Genomic DNA, 16,203 nt, shown 5'->3' with positions numbered 1-16,203 from the left:
CTCAGGAGATGGCGTGTGCCCGTTCTTGTTCGGCTTCTGACCTCTGGGGCGCTGACAGAAGCTGGATGTAGCGGGTGAGGACGGCAAGTGTGAGTGCGCCGAAGACGACTGTGGCGATCCAGCGGGTGTGGTCGATTGCTTGGGTCCATACGGTTGCTGCGCTGAACCCTGCGAGCGTGATGAGCCAGGTGAGGTGGCGGTGGGCGACTGCGAGCCGGGCTCGTGTCTGTGCCGACGGCGGTGTGGTGCTGCGCAGTCGTGTGTAGCCGTGGAGGGCGACGGCGGTGAGGCTGAGGCCGAGCCATAGGGCGGTGAGGGTGTATCCGAGGATGTTCACAGTGGTCACTCGCGGTTGCGGGCGCGGGTGCGGTCGTTGATGTCGTCGGTGGCGATCTGGTCGAGGAAGGTCGGTGTGCGTTGCCGGCGGAGCTTGCGGAGGTAGGCGATCGGCACGGCGGGACAGATGAGTGCTCCGATGGTGAGGATGACGGTCGTGGCCGTGGACAACGTGTTGTCGGCGAGTACGGCGAGGATGACGAAGAATCCACTGAGGGACCAGTGGAGCTGTGCGCTACGAAAGTTCTTCGACGAGGACGGTCCGACGACGTAGCGGTAGTGGAAGTAGGTTGCGGCGATGATGTTGATCGCGGCGAACAGTTTGGCGACGCTTGCGGCGATGTCGATGAAGTTCATCAGTGGTTCCTCCCTGTCTCGGCCGTGTGGACTGTGGTGTTGATGGCCTGGATGGTCGCGGCGTCGGTTCTTTGCGCCCAGTTGCGGACCGCGATGGCTGCACCCAGGGTCCCGAGTGTCAGTGCGACGAGGGTGAGATCGGCGCCGCCTCGCCACAGGAGGGTGAAGTTGTACAGCGCGAGGCCGAATGCGGCGATGAAGAGCAGGAAGCCGACGTTCCGTAGGGCGCGTTCTCGGTGGTCGCTGTGGGCGAGTGCGGCGGCGGTGTAGTCGCTGACGTGGGCGGCGGTGTAGTCGGCGAACAGTGTGTCGCGGGCCTGTCGTTGGGCTGTGTATGCGGTGATGATGTTCATCGGTGGTGGTTCTCCCCCTGCGATTGGCGTCGTAGTTGTGGTGATGCTGCCAGGTGGGTGCGACAGGTTCTACCTGTTCGCGCCCATCTGACGCCCGTGCTCAGCTGGTGAGTTGTTTGCGTGTGACGGTTTCTATGGCGGTCTTGGCTGTGGCGTAGATGCGGTCGGGGACGGTGATTAGACCGTTCGAGAGCCGCTGCACGGCCTCGATGGCTCTTTCTCGCTCGCCTGCAGCTGCGGTGTTGTCGAGGGCGAGTTCGAGCGCGCTGTGTATGCGTCGCACGGTGCGCTTGCTGTCGTCGGTCAGCACACCCATTCCGACGGCTCGTGCGTGTCGGTCTGCGGTGTTCCACGCGCTCAGTGCGGCGCGGGAGGCGTCGGCGAAGGCTCTCACGCGTTCGGGGGTGGCGGGGCAGGTGTCGGTGTCGAGAGCGCCTGCGCTTGCGAATGCGTCGATGAACGCGGCGGTGCGGGGCTGGTCGAGGTCGTCGAGTAGCGGCCGGGTGAAGATTGCGTACGGGTCGGCGAGGTATTCGGCGTAGGCGCCTGCGACCTGGGAGTAGACGGCTTTCGCGGCCGCGAAGTCGGTGTCGAGTGTCTGGGCTGCTGCGCGGCGGTCGAGGATGCGGTGCCGGGTGCGGACGATGAGATATCCGGTGAATGCCAGGGCGGCGAGCGCGGTTCCTGCGGCGCCGATCCAGAGCGCTGGTGTCCAGTCGATGAATCCACTGGGAGCCGAGCCGATCGGGGCGGGCGCGATGTCGGTGGTGGGGGTGTCGATGGGTGGTGTGTCCGCGGCGGCCTCGTCGGAGCTGGGTTCGAAGAGCTCGAGACCTACCGCCATGACTGATGCCATTAGGGCGAAGATGAATCCGCCGATCAGCGCCGCGAGGGCATTGCCGAGTTCGACCTTGTCGTCGGCGGGGTCGAGGGGTCTGGTCATTAGGTAGCCGCCGACTATGCAGCTGACGATTCCCAGGAATGCGACGCCCCATAAAATTGCTTTGAGGACGTACAGCAGGTTCGGTTCACCATCAGGTAGTGGCGGCTCGTGATTCATTCGTTCCCCCGAATACGATTGTGATGCAGCGGTTTATGATTGCTCGTTCACTATTTATCGTAGTCGCCTAAATGGGGTCGCGCAACTGCTTTTGTGTAGTTGGTAATATCGGTGCATGGCGCAGCGTGGTAGGCCGAAGTCGGAGGGGCCGACGCGTGATTTCGTGGTGTCGGTGCGTTTGACGGAGTCGGAGCATGACGAGGTGGCCCTGGCGGCGGGTGCTGCGGGGGTGTCGTTGTCTGCGTATTTGCGGGCTCGGGGTGTCGCTGCTGCGAAGCGGTCTGTGCGCCGGGGTGCGTCGTCGCCGGAGTCGTGAATTCCGCTGGGGCCGTTCCGTGGCCCGCGTGCCGGGTCAGGTGTTGTTGAGTTCGTCGAGGTAGCTGTCGTCGTCGGCGGCCGGGCGCTCCTCGGTTTGGCGGGGTTCGTCGTCTGCGGTTGGTGCTGGCGGCGGTGTGGTGGCGGGGATGAAGTGGTCGGGTGTGGTGAGGTACGGGTAGACGCCTGTTCCGGGGGTCTCGTTTCAGGCCATGACCAGGCCGTTGTCCTGGATGTCGCGGATGATGACGGCGCTGGATGCGCCGGGGGCGATGTGGACGCGGTCACCGATGTTCATGGGTCTCCTGTGTTTTCTGGTCGAGCGTGTGGTCATTGTTTCGCATGTCCGGTGGTGGTCAGCGCATGGGTGTGATGGCGTCGCTGGGTACCCATTGGCCATGTAAGTCCAGGTGGCCCTTTCCGTTTCCGGTGGGTACGGAGAAGTCCACGCGTGCGAGCCACGCTCCGTTGGCGAGTCTGGCCCATGCCGAGAGGGTGCCTTGGACCTTGATGTCGACGCTGAGGCCTTCAGCTCTCACGCGGAGAGGTGTGCCGTCGCGCAGCGAGGTGCGTGGGGATCCGGGGAGGGCGTGCGAGACGGAGACTATGACGGGTTGGGGTGGGTCGACGATGCGGCGTGTGGGTGGGTCGAAGGTGACGGGCCAGCGCGCGAACAGCTCGCCGGCGTGCCCGATGCTCTCGTGGTGGGTGGTCATTGCGCGGCCGCCAGTGGCCGGCGGGTGATGTCGGTGCCTGTGCCTGCGGCGTGGTCACCGGCGGGTGTCCACGTCATCTGCGTGCCGTTGCCGTAGGTGGGTGCGGTGAGGGTGTAGCGGCCGGTGCGCAAGGGTGTTCCGCGTCCGTGGACGCTGGTGTCGATGGTGATCGCGCGTAGGCGTCCTCGTCCTTGTTCGATGCCGGCGACGGCGACGGTGCGGGATTGGATGCTCAAGTCGATGCCGGGCATTCGTCCATCGGTCACGACCAGCACTGCGGCGTGACTTCGACAGCGCGCCAGGAGTGCACGCGCTCGGGTGGGCGGGACGTCGCGGCCGCCGAGGGTGGTGACGACCAGATCGACACCGTCGAGACAAATGCTGGCGGCGTCGAGAGCCGTATTGGGATCCCCGGGATTGACGAGTGCGACCCGCGTGAGATCTCCGCCCTGTTCGTGGACGGCAAGGAGCCCGAATTTGGGTTGGCCGATGATCGCGACGTGGTGGCCGGCGGCACTGGCGGCCGCGACGAGGCCGACGAGGACCGATCCGGCACCGGTCACCGATGCGGCTGTTCCGCGGGCCAGTGCGCCGTGTGGGAGCAGTTCGGCCAGTGGCAGGGGTACGGGGGAGGGTGCGCAGTGTCCGTGCGCGCACGGCGGGCGTGAGGGCATCACGTCCGGCGACGGGCTCATCGTCGACGTCGGAGATCGTCGGCCGCTCTCGTGTCGACGCGGGTATCGCGACCGCTGCGCGGGGTACTTGTTCGGCGGGGAGGTCGGTGGGTGCGTGGTCGCGGCGTCCGGGGATGGCGGCCATGCGCTTGCGGAGGGCGTCGAGCTGCGCGGTTTTGTCGAGCCCGGTCAGGTCGGGGATGGGGTCGGCTGCGGCCATGGAATTGACCTTTCGCCGTGCCGGTGGGACACCCCGAATTGACTCGAACGGGTGTTCGATGTCGAATGTGGGGATCGGCGGTGGGGGTATGTCCGGTTCGGGTGCGGTGTGCCACCAGGGGTAGCCGCGGCGTAGGTGTCGGTGGGCTGCGAGTGCGGCTGTGACCTGCTGCAATGCTGCGGTGACGTGCGGATTGTCGGGGTCGAGGCCTTCGTCGCGGATTGCTTGTCGTTCGTCGTCGTCCATGCCTGGTTGGACGCCGCCGGTCACGGGTTGGTTCCGGCAACGTTCATTCGTTCGAATGATTGAGCCGGGCACCGGTGAACCGGTGTGCAGCTCGTGTGGCGCCGGTGGTGGCCCCGCCCGGCGTGGGCGGGGCCGGGCGGTGTTCAGGCGGTGCGGTGTTTGGTGAGGAAGTGTTCCCAGAGGTGGTCTGGGATGTTGGCGGGTGCGGTGTAGTGGCCGGTGGCGCTGAGTCCGGAGCCGGGTAGTCCGGCGTGGTGGATGTCGGCGTGGAGGCCTCCGAGGTTGTGGGTGGCGGTTTCGGCGCCGCGGTTGAGCGCTTCGGAGGCAATGGCGGTGAGCCGGTCGGGGTACATGAGCGAGGTCCTTTCGAGGTTCGGATGAGACGCAGCGGTCGGGCATGCTGAGGGTGGCCGCTCAACCCCGAAGAGCGAAGCGTGGGTTGAACGGTCGGGCCCCCGGCATGTCAGGCTGAGGCGGCTCGTACGACCCTGTTGGTGACCACAGGAAGCGGCCCCGCCAGGGGACGGTCCGGCCGCTCGCGGTCGGCGGAAACGATGGTGAATACGATTTCGGGTGCAGCGTAGCGACGGAGGCCATGTTCGGCTCGACGAGTGATCGGATGCCGTGAAGGCCGGCCAGCCGGCGACCTGCCCAACCCTTTCGGGCTGGGCAGGTGCGGTGTGGCGCTTAGTTGGTGCACCAGAACGATCCGATCGGGATCTCGGCACCCGGCTGCCCGGCGCACCAGGTGCAGGTGGTGTCGTGTTCGATGCGTCCGAGTACTCCTTCGGCTTCCTCGATGAGCAGTGGCAGCTCTGCTGCGCTGGCGAGCGCGAGCGCTTGTAGTGCCCAGCGCTTGGCGCGGGGATCTTCGGCGGGCAGCTGTGCGGCGTGGCCGATGTAGTTGGTGATGATCTGGTGATCGTTCATGACGTAAGGACCTTCCGGAAGGTTCGGATGAGACGTCCCGGTCGGACAGGCTGAGGGTGGCCTGTCAACCCCGAAGAGCGAAGCGTGGGTTGATGGGTCGGGCCCCCGGCCTGTCAGGCTGAGACGGCTCGTACGACCTCCTTGGTAACCACTGGACGCGCCCCCGCAGGGGGCGATCGGGCGCGGCCACGCGCCCAGACCCGGTACGGACCACAGACTGTGCGCGGCAATCGGATTGAGCACATCTCGAACCGGTGGTGGCCCCGCCCGATGTGGGCGGGGCCGGTGCCGGTCAGTCGATCCGGAGCGAGACCGCGTCGGCGGCCGCGGTGGTGGTGGTGTGTTTGGCGAGCAGCCCGTCCCAGATCCGCTCGTCGAGGCGGGCGGGCGCTTTGTGCTCGGCGGCGGCGAAGTAGGCGATGTCGGTGTGGAGTGCGGCGAGGTCGTGGCCGGCGGCGGTGGCGCCGTGCTGCGCGGCGGCGGCTTGTACGAACCCTGTGGTGACCACTCGGTGCGGCCCCGCGAGGGGACGGTCCGGCCGTTCACGGCCGGGTGGTTGACCTGCGGCGGGTTCGGGCATGCGGTGGTGGTGCCGCCGAATCCGTTGTCGCCGATGCTTGCCACTGCTGGCCCTCCGCCGTCGAATGCTCTGTCCGAGTGGACATTCGAGTTCAAATGGGACGGATGTCGAGCCGTGGGGTCAGCTGGCGTCGATGGTGCGGTGAAACTGTTCTCCCGCAACATCAATGACATTACTGCCTCCTACCCGGAAGTGATGCAGGCAGTGAGCGCCTCGGCTGCGGGCCGCTCGTTCGTCGTCGACGGCGAGCTCGTGGCGTTGAACAAGTCCGGGCAACCCGATTTCGGGTTGCTGCAACGCCGGATGCACGTCGCGCGGCCTAGCGCCGTGTTGCTGCGGTCGGTGCCGGTGGCGTATTTCGTGTTCGACGTCCTCGACGTCGACGGCGAATCGGTGCGGCATCTCCCCTATTCCGAGCGTCGACGTATTCTCGACGATCTCGCCTTGGTGGACGGGACGCGTGTGCAAGTGCCGCCGAATATGACCGGTGTCGAGGGTTCGGCGTTGATGGAGATAGCGGCCGAGCACGGTATCGAGGGCATCGTCGCCAAACGCGCCGATTCGCTCTACCGTCCCGGTGCGCGTTCGAAGATGTGGGTGAAGACGCCGATCCGGAACAGTCGGGACGGAATTGTCTGCGGTTTCGTTCCGACCGGCGGCCGCGCCGGTGGACCGTTGGCGGCGCTGTTGCTCGGAGCATACGACGAGAATGGTGATCTGGTGTATATCGGCAGTGTCGGAACGGGTTTCACCGATCGGATACGGCACGAACTGCGCCAGAGGTTGACTGCGATTGCGCGTGCGGACAGCCCGTTCTCGGTAGCGGTTCCGCGCAGCGACAGCGCCGGGGTGACGTGGGTCGAGCCGGTGGCGGTGGCGATAGTGGAGTATCGCCAGCAATCGGCATCGGGGCGTTTGCGGCATCCATCGTTCACAGGAATCTTCAGGCGATATGGACACTATGCAGGTCCGGACGTGAGTCGATGCGCTCTGTGCGCATTGTCGCTGGTTACGCTGTAGAAAAATTCAGTCGATTCCGCATGAACGAAAGGCAGCGAATTCAGCCGTGGCGAGACAAACGTACGTGCAATTGGTCGACGACATCGACGGATCGGTCATCGACGACGAAGCCGGGGAGGCAATCGAATTCTCGGTGTCCGGTGTCGATTACGTCATCGACCTGAAAGCGAAGAACGCGAACGAGTTTCACCGCAAGCTCGACTATTACATCGAGCACGCAACCCGGGTCGGTGGCCGTAAACGCAAACCGGCGATCGCCGCGCCGACGGCGCCGGCATCGAGCCCGGAGAAAGCGCCGACCAAGCGTGATCCGGAGCAGACCCGCGCTATCCGGCAGTGGGCCGCCGACGAGGGATACGAGATCAACGATCGCGGCCGCATTCCAGCCGAAATCGTCGAGGCGTTCGAAGCAGCCCACTGATTCTGTAGGTGAGACGCCGGTCTCGGTGATGGTGGGCCGGGGGTACGCGGTCGGCGGGGGGTGCTCGAGGGGGCGCCGCAGGCCCCCCTCGACCGACGCCGGGAACGAAACAAAGGGGCGACGGACATCTGCTGTCCGTCGCCCCTTTGGTCGGTCTGGTCTCACTCGGTGGCGGTGGTCTCCTCCTGTCCGCTGGTGAGCCAGTCGTGTGCTTGTTCGGGGGTGATCGTTCCGGCTGCGGCCTGCTCGACCGGGGTCAGCACGTGCCCGTGCTGGTCGAGGAAACCGAGGTAGTTGTCCTGGTTGCCCCAACCGGTGCGCCGCCAGTAATCCTTTCCAGTGCCGCTCATCCGGGCCTCATAGGCGGCGAGTACCTGCGCCAGCAGCAGCACCTGGGCGCGGGCCTCGGATGCTTTGTCGATCAGTGGGGCGATCGCCTCACGTGCGGCGCGGTCCTCGCTGCCGGGGTAACCAGCGGTCGGGCCGGTCACTGCAGCAACGTCGACGTTCAGTAGTTGTGCGAGGTACTGCGGTGCCTTGTTCTGCGTCAACAGACCCGGCTCGTCGACGAGAGTGTCGGTGATCCACTTACCCGCACCCTTCGGCAACGTCTTGCGGGTCAGAAACCGTGCCAGCCATTCGGTGCGGACCTCGGTCGCTGCTGTCGATGCCTTGTTCAGCTCGACGGTGCGGCGACGAGACGCACGCTCGGCCTCCTTGCGTGCAGCTTCGGCCTTCAAGCGCTCCTGCTCGCGCGCTGCAGCTACAGCAGCGGCGTCGTCGGGGTCCACGTCGCCTGCGGGTTCTGCGAACGACGCTGCGAGAATAGGACCGGGCTTGGTTCCGGCAGCGACGGGGTCGGCGGTGAAGTACTCCCCGGTCCACACATCGGTGAACGTGAGCGCGTTGGCGTGGTGATATCCCTCCTCGGCTTTCGCCTCGTCGTCGTGCTCGGTAGCCCAATCGACCTGTTCCTCCTCGATGACCTCGCCGGTCTCGGTGACGGTGATCTGCTCGCCCTTGGTCAGCCACACCGACCACACGGCCGGGTTGGCATCGATGACTGCCTCGGTGACCTCCGCGTCGTCGGCGGCGGTGACGAGATCGTCGGCGCGCAGGTAGCCGCTGCCCTCGCGGGGTTCTGCGTCGAGGATGGTGAACCCTCGTTCGGCGTAGGGCCCTGCTGCCTCGGCGCGTTCCTTGCGTTCGGCGCGGTCCGCCAGTAACCGGTTCGCGGTGTACCGGAAGTGGTGACGGTGCCCGTCGAGCAGTTCGGACACCGCTGCGTGGTCGCCGTCGGCTTCGAACGTGGCCACGATCGCGGCCTGCTCGAGGTCGAGCTGCCCGTTGTCGAGGGCGTCGAGGGCGGTCTGCGACCGTCCCGCTGCGGCAGCGGTTTTCACCGTGTCGCGGTCCATCTGCACCGTCTTGGCGATCTTGGTCACCGACACACCGAGCTCCAACATGCCGGTCACGGCCTTGGCGCGCTGACCGTCGGTGAGGTCGATTCGGCGGTCGTTGGCGACGACCTGCTGCGACAGACGCGCGATTTCGCGTGCCTTCGCGCTACCGGCGACGCTCCGGATCACCACCGGCACAGTCTCGGCGCGGGCTTCGATGCTCGCGAGAGTTCTCTGCTGACCATCGATCACCACCACGGTTTCGCCGTCGCGGATCGCGGAGATCGCTTGCAGGACACCGTGCACGGCGATGGAATCGACCAGGGCACGGAACTCGGGAGATTCAGTGTCGACCTGATCGCGGACGTTCGGGCCGACCTCGAGGGTGGCCGGGTGCAGGCGGGCGAACTCCTCGCCCGCCCCCGCCGTCGACGCGCCGTCGACGGCGGGGGCTTCGGTGGCAGCAGCAGCGGTTTCGGTGTTCTGAGCGGTCATGATGCGGGTGTCTCTTTCCTGGTAGATTCTCGGATTGGAGACACCGGGCAGCTAGGTCCTGTCCGGTGTTTCTTGTTTCTGCGGGTGCTGCGGTGGTCAGGCTGCGGTGGGGTGTTGTCCTTGCTGGTAGGCGGCGGTGATCTGGGCCTCGCTCGCTCCGTTCTCGCGTGCGATGCACGCCCATTTCGCGGCCTGCTCGCGGTGCGCGGTCTCGGTGCTGGCGTTCGGGTCGACGGCTGCGCGGTCGGCCCGTGCGGTGTAGGCGGTGACCTGGCCGAGTGCGTGTGTGCACACGTGGGCGGGGACGGTGGCGAGTGCGGCCATGACAGCCGTCTCGACCGATGTTCCGCTCGTGTGGGTGGTGACCTCGTGCATGGTGAAACGTCCCTTCTCTGCTGGTGACCTGGCCCTTCTGCCTTGCCACGTTTTTTCGCCGGTTGCTGGCGTGAGAAGAGGCAGCAACGCACGCGGGCGACGGTGCAGACCACCGAGCCGAGAAGTTTTCGAGCGAGCGCCAGCGAGTACGGGATCGAAAAGTTCTCGGACCCCGCAGGGGCCGGAGCGCAGCGGAGGTCGTGTGGTTGCGGCGGCGAACGTGGGTGATGCAGACTCGCCGGCGCCAGCACCCGCCGAAAAAACGAGATCCCTTGGCTCTTTTGAGTGCGGAGCGCAGCGGAGCTCCATTCGGTGGACACCGCAGGTGGCCCGGTCCGCCCCATCCCACCGCTCGGGCGGGGCCGGACGAACCAGGCCGGTCCCCTACGCGGCGCTGCCGCTCTCTTCGGCGCTGTCGGCTTCCTGCTCCGCATCGCGGCGGTCGAGGGCCTCTGCGAGCTCGTGAACGGCTTTGAGGACGGTCTGCGCGGTGTCGGTGATCGTCTCGATGTCACCGTCGGCCCATCCGGCGATGTAGCCGACGGAATACGCGCTCGTATCGAGCCCCTGCACACCTGCCAGGACGTAGGCAACCGATTCGGCTTCGACTTCCATCCGGCCACGGTGCAGGTCTTTGCGCGCCTCGGGATCGGTGATCTGCGGAATGTGAATGTGGGCGTGCCCGGCCTCGTGCAGCATCGTTTTCGCTGCCGCTGCGGGTTCGAGATCGGCCTCGACGACGATTCGGCGGCTGCCGTCGGTGGTGGTGTAGCCGTTCGTTGTCCCGGCGATCTTCTCGCGGGTGACGCTCCAGCTGCGCGCGGTCATGACAGCGGCGGTGCGGTCGTAGATGTTGGCCGGATCGGCACCGGTGAGGAGCTGCGCGAGTTCTTCAGGCTGCGGGTGTCCCTCGATCGGGTCGGTTTGGGATATGTCGAACACCGACAGGATCGGAAACGTCGGGATCTTGCGGCTGTTCTCGTCGCCGGTGTCCGGGTCGGTGTCGGTGACGGTGCGGGAGCTGTAGCCGTAGATCCGGATCGCTTTCTCACCTTTGCGGACCTGACGGCCGCGTCCCTGCCACGACCGGAAACCGGCCACTCGCGTTGCGTCCGGACGCTGCGCCAGAATCAACAAAATATTCCGGAAACTGTAGTCGTGGAACGACATTGCCGCATCGAGGTAGGCACGCCACGCCTCCGAACCGGTGAGGGCCTCGACCTTCTCGGTGATCGTAGCGTGCAGCGCCTCGGCGAGCTCGCGGCGTGCCTGCGCCTTGTCCGCTGCGCTGGTGATGGTGCGTGCTCCCATGATGGTTCCTCCCGTGCCCGACCGGTCCCCCGGCCTCTCGCTCTGCTCATTTCTTTCTCGCCGTCATCTGGCGTAGGAAGAGGCAGCGGTGCACGGGGACGACGGGGCAACGGCTGGGCCGGACAGTTTTCACTGCGAGCGCAGCGAGTGTGGGTGTGAAAAGTGTTCGGAGCCATAGGCCGGAGCGTGCGACGCCAGCCGTTGATACGGCGGTCACGGGTGACGCAGACTCGCCGAGAGCCAGATGTACGAGAAAGAAACGCTTTTCACAGTGCGACGCGCAGCGGAGCTCGATTCGGTGGACACCGAAGGTGGCCGCGCATTACTGCACGACAAAGGCCCGCCCCTGATGTGGGACGGGCCTTGCTGGTGGTGGGGTCAGTCGTTGCGGGGTGCGGGGGTGTCCTTGCCTGCGGCGACGTCGCGGAGCCACTGCGGGACCGGTTCGTTGTCATATTCGCGGAGCTTGATCGAGGCGCGGGCTGCGGCGGAACGCACTTGCATCGACCGGCCTCGTCGGGTCGGGCGGTTCTCGGTGGTGGTCATCGCGGGTCCTCCGTTCCTGTCTTGGTTTCATTGTCGCTGGTGTCGGTGGTTTCCGCCAGGTCGGGTGACCTGTTGGCGATGTGGTCGGCGATGGTCCACAGTGTGCGACGGTCGGTCTTGGCGATGAACGGCGTGGATGCGACGGTGCCGAACACTTCCCAACCGAGTTCGGATTCCTCGTCGTTGTCGCTGACGGTGCGCTCCAAGCACCAGGTGATGCGCTGCCAACTCTGAGCCCTGTTGTCTGCGCGGGTTCGTTGGCTGACGGTGGCCATGACTCCGACGACGGCCAGGACGCCGACGATGAGGGTGATCCATGCTTGGGCGGGCATGACGTGTGGGTGCTCCTTTCGGTGGTGGTTCGGTGTAACTCGGTACAGGGTGGTCAGTTGGTGCCGGTCCGGGTGTGCTGCTCGGCGAGTGTGGGTGTCTCGCGTCCGATGACCCACGCTGCATCCTCCCACCCGCGCATCTTCTGGATGGTGACCGTTTCGAGTGCTTCGCAGAAGTTGAACGCTTCGCTCGAGGCCCAGTCGGCGGTGCCGTCGGACTGGTAGCGGTAGGCACTGATCGCTTTCAGGATCTCGACGGGGCTTCGGTGCATGTTGCGGGGCTGGCGGTGGGTGTAGATCGCGAGGTCGTCCTCGTCGTAGGTGTCGTTGACGCTGGCGACGTTCTGCTCGACGAGCATCTGACCGACGGCGTCGACGCTGGCACCGGTGAGTTGACGGGCGCGGCTTCCCGACACGCTGTTGACGATGATTCCGTTGCTGATGGTCGAGTCGAGGGGCAGCTCGCCTGCGACGTAGGGCACGGCCCAGGTCAGGATGCCGAGTGTCGCGGATCGTCCGGCGTGGACGAGGACGTCGATGTGTTCGTTCGGGACGGTGAATGCGCTCATGGTGGGTTCCTCTCCCCTGCTGGCCGACCCGATAAGCCCGGTGTCCTGCCACGTTGTTTTCGCCGGAAGGTGTTCTGGCGTGAGGAGATACAGCAGCGCACGGGCACGCTGTCCTGCCCCGGCAGACGGAAAGTTTTCAGCCGGAGGCGCTGTGAAAAGTTTCCGGAGCCCGAAGGGCCGGAGCGATAGCGGAGTGCGGGGTGGGTAAGGCGGGTACGGGTGATGCAGGATCGCCGGGAGCCAGAACACCGGCCGAAAACAACTGCTCTTCAAATAGGTGTGAACTCGGCGCGCAGCGTCGTTCGATAGGGGTGGACGCCCGCAGGGTGGCCGTAGTGTCGCCGCCAGGCGGCATGCCCCCTCGAAACGTCGAGGAGGCTCATCCCCCCGGGTGTCGGCGGAGGCCTTCTGCCGGGCTGGTGCCCGCCGGTTATCAACGCTGTGTGTTCGCTCGGCCGTCGAAGGCACTGTCGTTGCAGTCGGGTCCCAGTGCTGCTGTGTAGGTGACGGTCTCGCACGTGAGTCAGCGGTGGGTGCAGTGGTGATGGATTTCGCAGCTGCAGACGTGGGAGCCGACGAGGACCTTTCGGGCGGTCAGGCGGTGCCCGCGTGGGCAGTATGTGGGCGGGGTTTCGGCCCAGCCTGCCCCGATCCTGCGGAGACTGCAGTGGTCCATGATGGCCTCCGTGCACTCGCCCGAAGCGGGCCGCGGCTTCCCTCCGCGACCCGCTCGTCTCAGCGTAACCCGTGCTCGAACACGTGTGCGAACCACCCACTCGAACGTCGTCGAGCATCTGAAGTGATCGCCTCCAGATGGGGACCATACTGAGAATATGACGCAGTACCTGAACGGTGACATACATACGTCGAATGTCCTGCTGCTCCTGATTGTTGCTCTGATGTTCTCCGCCATCACCTGGTACATGTTCTTCAAGAAATAGGCCGTCGGGCGCCTGAAGTGTGCACCTCCAGGCTGGGACATGTTCAAGGTGATTGTGCGGGAGCGACGGAGACCGGCCATGCTCGGTGTCGCGGTAGCACTCTCGAAGGTGTTCGTCGTTCGTTTGCTTCCTTGTCGGTGAGGGGTTGGAGTTGGACCCGATCGGCAAGTCGGTCGTGCGGTGGTCTGCACTGACCCTTGACGCCGCCCAGTTCAGAACTGCAAATCGGTTGCCGATGTGGTGAATTCGGTGAAAACGGTCCATTAGCGCTGTCGTGAAGCAGTTTATATACCAATCTGTTTGTTTCGGGTCTGCTGTGTTGCGTGTTCCTGTTGTGAACCTGTGAGTTGTGTTCAAAGATGCTGTGAGTGGGATTAATCGGATGAACCGCACAAGTGAGGGAAGTAGGTATCTACTTTGGTTGCAAAGAAGCCGGTACAAATCTCGCGAAGCCGCGTGCGTTGGGCTGCAGGCTCATTGCTGACAGCGAGCACCGTGGCGTTGGTGGTGGGCTCGAGCAGCTTGGCCGCGTGGGCTCAACCGACGACGACCCCTGTTGCTCCGACACCGACGCCAAGTATCGAATCCGCGCCCGCTGAGGTTTCGCCCGTACCAGGTGATCCGTGTGCCTCAGCGACGACCGTCGCACCGCTGACCACGACGACGGTTTCACCGACCACTACAACGCCTGCGGTGCCGTCCAGCACGACCGTGTTGCCGACACCATGCGCCAGCGTGTCCCAGACCGCCCCGCAAGGCTCCACCTCTCCATCAACCCCCTCAGCTGCAAGCCCGTCTACTTCTGCCACGACGCCGAGCGCATCGCCTGAGGCCGCTGCGCCTCCGATCCAGGCGCGTGCTCGCCCGGGGTGCGAAGATGTATTCGGCCCATTTGGGCGATTCGAGTTGTGCGGCGAAATCCTGGCGAAGTGGAACTCGCTCGGACGAGAGAACAGTTTCGTGGGTTGGCCGAAGTCCGATGAAAACGTATTGTCGGTCCGAAATGGGCGTAGCACGCTATTCGAGCGCGCCACCATCTATTGGTCATCTGGGACTGGGGCCCATCCAGTCGGCGGTCGAATCGGTGACAAGTGGGGTGAGTATCGTTGGGAGACCGGCTTTCTGGGCTATCCGAAAACGGACGAGTTCACCAACCCCGACGGAGCCGGCAAGCGGCAGCAATTCGAGGGCGCGACGATCTACTGGTCCTCGTCCACTGACGCCCACCCAGTGGGTGGTGCGATCGGCGATAAGTGGGCTGCGTACGGCTACGAAGGTGGCAATCTGGGTTACCCGATAAGCGACGAATTCGGCACACCGAACGGAGCTGCGAGATTCAATCACTTCCAGCGAGGCTCGATCTACTGGTCAGGATCAACCGGCGCTGTCTACCTCACACGAGAGATGATGCAGATTTGGGGTACTCAAAGTTGGGAGACCGGCAAAATGGGATTACCGGCACGAGATACCGAGATCGGGGCATCGCCCACGGTTGCACGCGCGGGCGAAGATCCACAGGCTAGGGCTGCTGCAGCCGCCGCGCCGAATCCCGGTGTTCCGCAGAAGCAAGTATTTCAACGTGCCGTGGCCGGAATCACCAGCGACGGATCTGCATTCATCTGGGGCCGTTGAGCTCGCTCAATTCTAGGAAAAGGACACTGACATGAAGTACGTACGCGCTTTTGCTGTGTTTGCCGTTACCTTAATCGTCGCATTTTCCACGTTGTCGCAGAGCGTCGCACCGAGAGCGGTCGCGCAGACCCCCACTGCCCCGCCTTTTTCGTATCAGAGTGAGATTTTGATGAAGAATCCGGTGGTGTGCGCGCGGTGGGGAAGCCAGGAGACGTTGCTGCGTCGGGGTTACTACGTGGGCAACACCGGCTTCGGATATGACAAAATGTACAACTACCACCAGATCAGAAAATTTGGGGTATGGGTTGCAACGGTTGGAGTCTTGGCTGGTTGCGCTCCTGACGCCGATCCGACCACGGCGGTCTTCCGCAATTATTTCGAGCGAGTCCAATGCTCCTTCTGGATTATCAATTGCCGAGCAACCGGTGAGATCCAGTGGGTGCGATCAGTCGAGTCGAATCGGTTGGATCAGAACATGACTACGTCAGACAAGAGAAAAGGAAACATTTCGATTTACTGCGAAAACCCGGCAACCGCGCCGTTGTGCCCGGACTGGATGGCTAAGGTGCCGGTTTAGTGAACCAAGAGAACGATATCGATGAGTTCGCGGAGATCGTCGCGGCAGTCGTCCGCCGTGATTGGCGACTGTTCGGCCTCCAGGAGCCCCTGATCCTGCGGTCGTGGACGGTCGGGCGCAGGTTGCTGGTTGTCTTTCGTCCCCTCCCCCAGACGAGGCCGGACGATCTGTACGGTGTCGATTGGCTGGTGGACGAATCTCCTACAGGTCTCACGGACGCGACGCCCGAGGAGCGGGCGACCGAAGTTGCTCGATACTTGATATTGGAGCCGAGGGAGCGCGTAAGTGCAGGCAACAGCTTGAAGGCGGAGATTTCGTGGGTTACCAATGTGACTGACGGTGATAGGCCGGCAACAATCGATTCGATCTGAGCGCGGCGGCACCAGCTGGCCCTTCCCTTCCTGAGGAGTGGAAGCGGTCACGCTGGTGCCAAACCGTCGCAAATATGCCAGCTCGACGCTATGCCAAACTCTCTGCCTGCCTGGTCGGGCAGGTAGCCAACGACGGTTCAGGCCCGACGTACCAAGGTTTCGGACATGTCGTGCTGGTGGACAGTGACACCTACAACGGCTCTCCCCGCTGGTTCCAGGTCTACGTCCCCGTCAATGGTGGCTACACCAACTGGCTGTTCGTGCATTCGTCGTTCGTGAGCAACCAACCCGCAGTCGGCAAATGCAACTCCGGCGGCTATTGACCTCACCGGTTCCGTCGAATGCACGCCGCGCGGGATACAGTCCGATGTGCTGCGACGCCCGAATCGTTGTGGCCGAGGGCGGCACTGGCTACACGCCCGGTGT

Annotated in this window: 23 protein-coding genes; 7 read left to right on the top strand and 16 right to left on the bottom strand. The window is 64.6% G+C overall.

Annotated features, from left to right (window positions below; translation table 11 throughout):
* Position 1: 1 nt before the first annotated feature.
* The 4 genes from CH292_RS26780 to CH292_RS26765 all read right to left on the bottom strand — a co-directional run bounded on the left by CH292_RS26780 (position 2) and on the right by CH292_RS26765 (position 2,106).
* Positions 2 to 346, bottom strand: coding sequence for a hypothetical protein (locus tag CH292_RS26780; protein ID WP_094656204.1), 345 nt, complete (start codon positions 344 to 346; stop codon positions 2 to 4).
* A complete protein-coding gene (locus CH292_RS26775; RefSeq protein WP_094656203.1) occupies positions 343 to 693 on the bottom strand; it encodes a hypothetical protein in 351 nt (116 codons plus the stop codon). The genes CH292_RS26780 and CH292_RS26775 overlap by 4 nt, the downstream gene beginning before the upstream one ends.
* Positions 693 to 1,046, bottom strand: a complete 354-nt coding sequence (locus tag CH292_RS26770) for a hypothetical protein (RefSeq protein ID WP_094656202.1) — start codon at positions 1,044 to 1,046, stop codon at positions 693 to 695. The genes CH292_RS26775 and CH292_RS26770 overlap by 1 nt, the downstream gene beginning before the upstream one ends.
* A 100-nt stretch (positions 1,047 to 1,146) precedes the next feature.
* On the bottom strand, positions 1,147 to 2,106 hold the full coding sequence (locus CH292_RS26765) for a hypothetical protein (protein ID WP_143545814.1): 960 nt from the start codon (positions 2,104 to 2,106) through the stop codon (positions 1,147 to 1,149).
* Positions 2,107 to 2,221: 115 nt separating this feature from the next.
* Between CH292_RS26765 and CH292_RS28735 the strand changes: the two genes are divergently transcribed.
* The gene (locus CH292_RS28735) at positions 2,222 to 2,422 is read left to right on the top strand and encodes a hypothetical protein (RefSeq protein WP_143545813.1); all 201 of its coding nucleotides are present in this window, start codon (positions 2,222 to 2,224) and stop codon (positions 2,420 to 2,422) included.
* Positions 2,423 to 2,777: 355 nt separating this feature from the next.
* Here the strand turns inward: CH292_RS28735 and CH292_RS26760 are convergent, their stop codons facing one another.
* The 5 genes from CH292_RS26760 to CH292_RS26740 all read right to left on the bottom strand — a co-directional run bounded on the left by CH292_RS26760 (position 2,778) and on the right by CH292_RS26740 (position 5,787).
* Positions 2,778 to 3,137 carry a hypothetical protein gene (locus CH292_RS26760; RefSeq protein ID WP_094656200.1) on the bottom strand — a complete coding sequence of 120 codons (360 nt, stop codon included), beginning with the start codon at positions 3,135 to 3,137 and terminating at the stop codon, positions 2,778 to 2,780.
* Positions 3,134 to 3,832, bottom strand: a complete 699-nt coding sequence (locus CH292_RS26755) for a hypothetical protein (protein WP_256978594.1) — start codon at positions 3,830 to 3,832, stop codon at positions 3,134 to 3,136. Before CH292_RS26755 ends, CH292_RS26760 begins: the two co-directional genes overlap by 4 nt.
* A 588-nt stretch (positions 3,833 to 4,420) precedes the next feature.
* Positions 4,421 to 4,630, bottom strand: coding sequence for a hypothetical protein (locus CH292_RS26750; RefSeq protein WP_094656199.1), 210 nt, complete (start codon positions 4,628 to 4,630; stop codon positions 4,421 to 4,423).
* Positions 4,631 to 4,964: 334 nt separating this feature from the next.
* The gene (locus CH292_RS26745; RefSeq protein WP_094656198.1) at positions 4,965 to 5,207 is read right to left on the bottom strand and encodes a hypothetical protein; all 243 of its coding nucleotides are present in this window, start codon (positions 5,205 to 5,207) and stop codon (positions 4,965 to 4,967) included.
* 292 nt (positions 5,208 to 5,499) lie between these two features.
* Positions 5,500 to 5,787, bottom strand: a complete 288-nt coding sequence (locus tag CH292_RS26740; protein WP_143545812.1) for a hypothetical protein — start codon at positions 5,785 to 5,787, stop codon at positions 5,500 to 5,502.
* A gap of 33 nt (positions 5,788 to 5,820) precedes the next feature.
* Here CH292_RS26740 and ligD point away from each other — a divergent pair, with 33 nt between their 5' ends.
* Together ligD and CH292_RS26730 are read left to right on the top strand one after the other, a co-directional pair.
* Positions 5,821 to 6,807, top strand: a complete 987-nt coding sequence (ligD, locus tag CH292_RS26735) for a non-homologous end-joining DNA ligase (protein WP_179278111.1) — start codon at positions 5,821 to 5,823, stop codon at positions 6,805 to 6,807.
* A gap of 46 nt (positions 6,808 to 6,853) precedes the next feature.
* On the top strand, positions 6,854 to 7,228 hold the full coding sequence (locus CH292_RS26730) for an Lsr2 family protein (RefSeq protein ID WP_094656196.1): 375 nt from the start codon (positions 6,854 to 6,856) through the stop codon (positions 7,226 to 7,228).
* A 161-nt stretch (positions 7,229 to 7,389) separates the two neighbouring features.
* Here CH292_RS26730 and CH292_RS26725 read toward each other — a convergent pair whose 3' ends face one another.
* The 7 genes from CH292_RS26725 to CH292_RS29100 all read right to left on the bottom strand — a co-directional run bounded on the left by CH292_RS26725 (position 7,390) and on the right by CH292_RS29100 (position 14,006).
* Entirely contained in the window at positions 7,390 to 9,123 is a 1,734-nt protein-coding gene (locus CH292_RS26725; protein WP_094656195.1) for a ParB N-terminal domain-containing protein, read from the bottom strand.
* 96 nt (positions 9,124 to 9,219) lie between these two features.
* On the bottom strand, positions 9,220 to 9,498 hold the full coding sequence (locus CH292_RS26720) for a hypothetical protein (RefSeq protein WP_094656194.1): 279 nt from the start codon (positions 9,496 to 9,498) through the stop codon (positions 9,220 to 9,222).
* Between the two features lie 384 nt (positions 9,499 to 9,882).
* On the bottom strand, positions 9,883 to 10,809 hold the full coding sequence (locus CH292_RS26715) for an ArdC-like ssDNA-binding domain-containing protein (RefSeq protein WP_094656193.1): 927 nt from the start codon (positions 10,807 to 10,809) through the stop codon (positions 9,883 to 9,885).
* Positions 10,810 to 11,187: 378 nt separating this feature from the next.
* Positions 11,188 to 11,355 carry a hypothetical protein gene (locus CH292_RS29105; RefSeq protein ID WP_170945405.1) on the bottom strand — a complete coding sequence of 56 codons (168 nt, stop codon included), beginning with the start codon at positions 11,353 to 11,355 and terminating at the stop codon, positions 11,188 to 11,190.
* Positions 11,352 to 11,687 (bottom strand): hypothetical protein, encoded by a 336-nt coding sequence (locus CH292_RS26710; RefSeq protein WP_094656192.1) that lies wholly within the window; start codon positions 11,685 to 11,687, stop codon positions 11,352 to 11,354. Before CH292_RS26710 ends, CH292_RS29105 begins: the two co-directional genes overlap by 4 nt.
* A 53-nt stretch (positions 11,688 to 11,740) precedes the next feature.
* Positions 11,741 to 12,256 carry a hypothetical protein gene (locus tag CH292_RS26705; RefSeq protein ID WP_094656191.1) on the bottom strand — a complete coding sequence of 172 codons (516 nt, stop codon included), beginning with the start codon at positions 12,254 to 12,256 and terminating at the stop codon, positions 11,741 to 11,743.
* Positions 12,257 to 13,733: 1,477 nt separating this feature from the next.
* Positions 13,734 to 14,006, bottom strand: a complete 273-nt coding sequence (locus CH292_RS29100) for a hypothetical protein (protein WP_179278110.1) — start codon at positions 14,004 to 14,006, stop codon at positions 13,734 to 13,736.
* A gap of 151 nt (positions 14,007 to 14,157) precedes the next feature.
* Between CH292_RS29100 and CH292_RS29095 the strand changes: the two genes are divergently transcribed.
* The 4 genes from CH292_RS29095 (at position 14,158) to CH292_RS28730 (ending at position 16,100) form a co-directional block, all read left to right on the top strand.
* Positions 14,158 to 14,829, top strand: a complete 672-nt coding sequence (locus tag CH292_RS29095) for an LGFP repeat-containing protein (protein ID WP_179278109.1) — start codon at positions 14,158 to 14,160, stop codon at positions 14,827 to 14,829.
* A gap of 31 nt (positions 14,830 to 14,860) precedes the next feature.
* Positions 14,861 to 15,406 carry a hypothetical protein gene (locus CH292_RS26695; RefSeq protein WP_094656189.1) on the top strand — a complete coding sequence of 182 codons (546 nt, stop codon included), beginning with the start codon at positions 14,861 to 14,863 and terminating at the stop codon, positions 15,404 to 15,406.
* Positions 15,406 to 15,777: a hypothetical protein gene (locus CH292_RS26690; protein WP_094656188.1), complete on the top strand. Its 372-nt coding sequence runs from the start codon at positions 15,406 to 15,408 to the stop codon at positions 15,775 to 15,777. Before CH292_RS26695 ends, CH292_RS26690 begins: the two co-directional genes overlap by 1 nt.
* A 74-nt stretch (positions 15,778 to 15,851) precedes the next feature.
* The gene (locus CH292_RS28730) at positions 15,852 to 16,100 is read left to right on the top strand and encodes a hypothetical protein (protein WP_143545811.1); all 249 of its coding nucleotides are present in this window, start codon (positions 15,852 to 15,854) and stop codon (positions 16,098 to 16,100) included.
* Positions 16,101 to 16,203 lie beyond the last annotated feature (103 nt).

Source organism: Rhodococcus sp. 14-2470-1a (genome assembly GCF_002259425.1).
In the GTDB taxonomy this organism is placed as follows: Bacteria; Actinomycetota; Actinomycetes; order Mycobacteriales; family Mycobacteriaceae; genus Rhodococcoides; species Rhodococcoides fascians_E.
This window is presented reverse-complemented; position numbering and strand designations above follow the sequence as displayed.

What these genes read in the sequence shown, in the direction of transcription:
- CH292_RS26775 (WP_094656203.1), bottom strand. Translation starts at nt 693, where the DNA reads ATGAACTTCATCGACATCGCCGCAAGCGTCGCCAAACTGTTCGCCGCG.
- CH292_RS26770 (WP_094656202.1), bottom strand. Translation starts at nt 1,046, where the DNA reads ATGAACATCATCACCGCATACACAGCCCAACGACAGGCCCGCGACACA.
- CH292_RS26765 (WP_143545814.1), bottom strand. Translation starts at nt 2,106, where the DNA reads ATGAATCACGAGCCGCCACTACCTGATGGTGAACCGAACCTGCTGTAC.
- CH292_RS28735 (WP_143545813.1), top strand. Translation starts at nt 2,222, where the DNA reads ATGGCGCAGCGTGGTAGGCCGAAGTCGGAGGGGCCGACGCGTGATTTC.
- CH292_RS26760 (WP_094656200.1), bottom strand. Translation starts at nt 3,137, where the DNA reads ATGACCACCCACCACGAGAGCATCGGGCACGCCGGCGAGCTGTTCGCG.
- CH292_RS26755 (WP_256978594.1), bottom strand. Translation starts at nt 3,832, where the DNA reads ATGAGCCCGTCGCCGGACGTGATGCCCTCACGCCCGCCGTGCGCGCAC.
- CH292_RS26750 (WP_094656199.1), bottom strand. Translation starts at nt 4,630, where the DNA reads ATGTACCCCGACCGGCTCACCGCCATTGCCTCCGAAGCGCTCAACCGC.
- CH292_RS26745 (WP_094656198.1), bottom strand. Translation starts at nt 5,207, where the DNA reads ATGAACGATCACCAGATCATCACCAACTACATCGGCCACGCCGCACAG.
- CH292_RS26740 (WP_143545812.1), bottom strand. Translation starts at nt 5,787, where the DNA reads ATGCCCGAACCCGCCGCAGGTCAACCACCCGGCCGTGAACGGCCGGAC.
- ligD (WP_179278111.1), top strand. Translation starts at nt 5,821, where the DNA reads ATGCTTGCCACTGCTGGCCCTCCGCCGTCGAATGCTCTGTCCGAGTGG.
- CH292_RS26725 (WP_094656195.1), bottom strand. Translation starts at nt 9,123, where the DNA reads ATGACCGCTCAGAACACCGAAACCGCTGCTGCTGCCACCGAAGCCCCC.
- CH292_RS26720 (WP_094656194.1), bottom strand. Translation starts at nt 9,498, where the DNA reads ATGCACGAGGTCACCACCCACACGAGCGGAACATCGGTCGAGACGGCT.
- CH292_RS26715 (WP_094656193.1), bottom strand. Translation starts at nt 10,809, where the DNA reads ATGGGAGCACGCACCATCACCAGCGCAGCGGACAAGGCGCAGGCACGC.
- CH292_RS29105 (WP_170945405.1), bottom strand. Translation starts at nt 11,355, where the DNA reads ATGACCACCACCGAGAACCGCCCGACCCGACGAGGCCGGTCGATGCAA.
- CH292_RS26710 (WP_094656192.1), bottom strand. Translation starts at nt 11,687, where the DNA reads ATGCCCGCCCAAGCATGGATCACCCTCATCGTCGGCGTCCTGGCCGTC.
- CH292_RS26705 (WP_094656191.1), bottom strand. Translation starts at nt 12,256, where the DNA reads ATGAGCGCATTCACCGTCCCGAACGAACACATCGACGTCCTCGTCCAC.
- CH292_RS26695 (WP_094656189.1), top strand. Translation starts at nt 14,861, where the DNA reads ATGAAGTACGTACGCGCTTTTGCTGTGTTTGCCGTTACCTTAATCGTC.
- CH292_RS28730 (WP_143545811.1), top strand. Translation starts at nt 15,852, where the DNA reads ATGCCAGCTCGACGCTATGCCAAACTCTCTGCCTGCCTGGTCGGGCAG.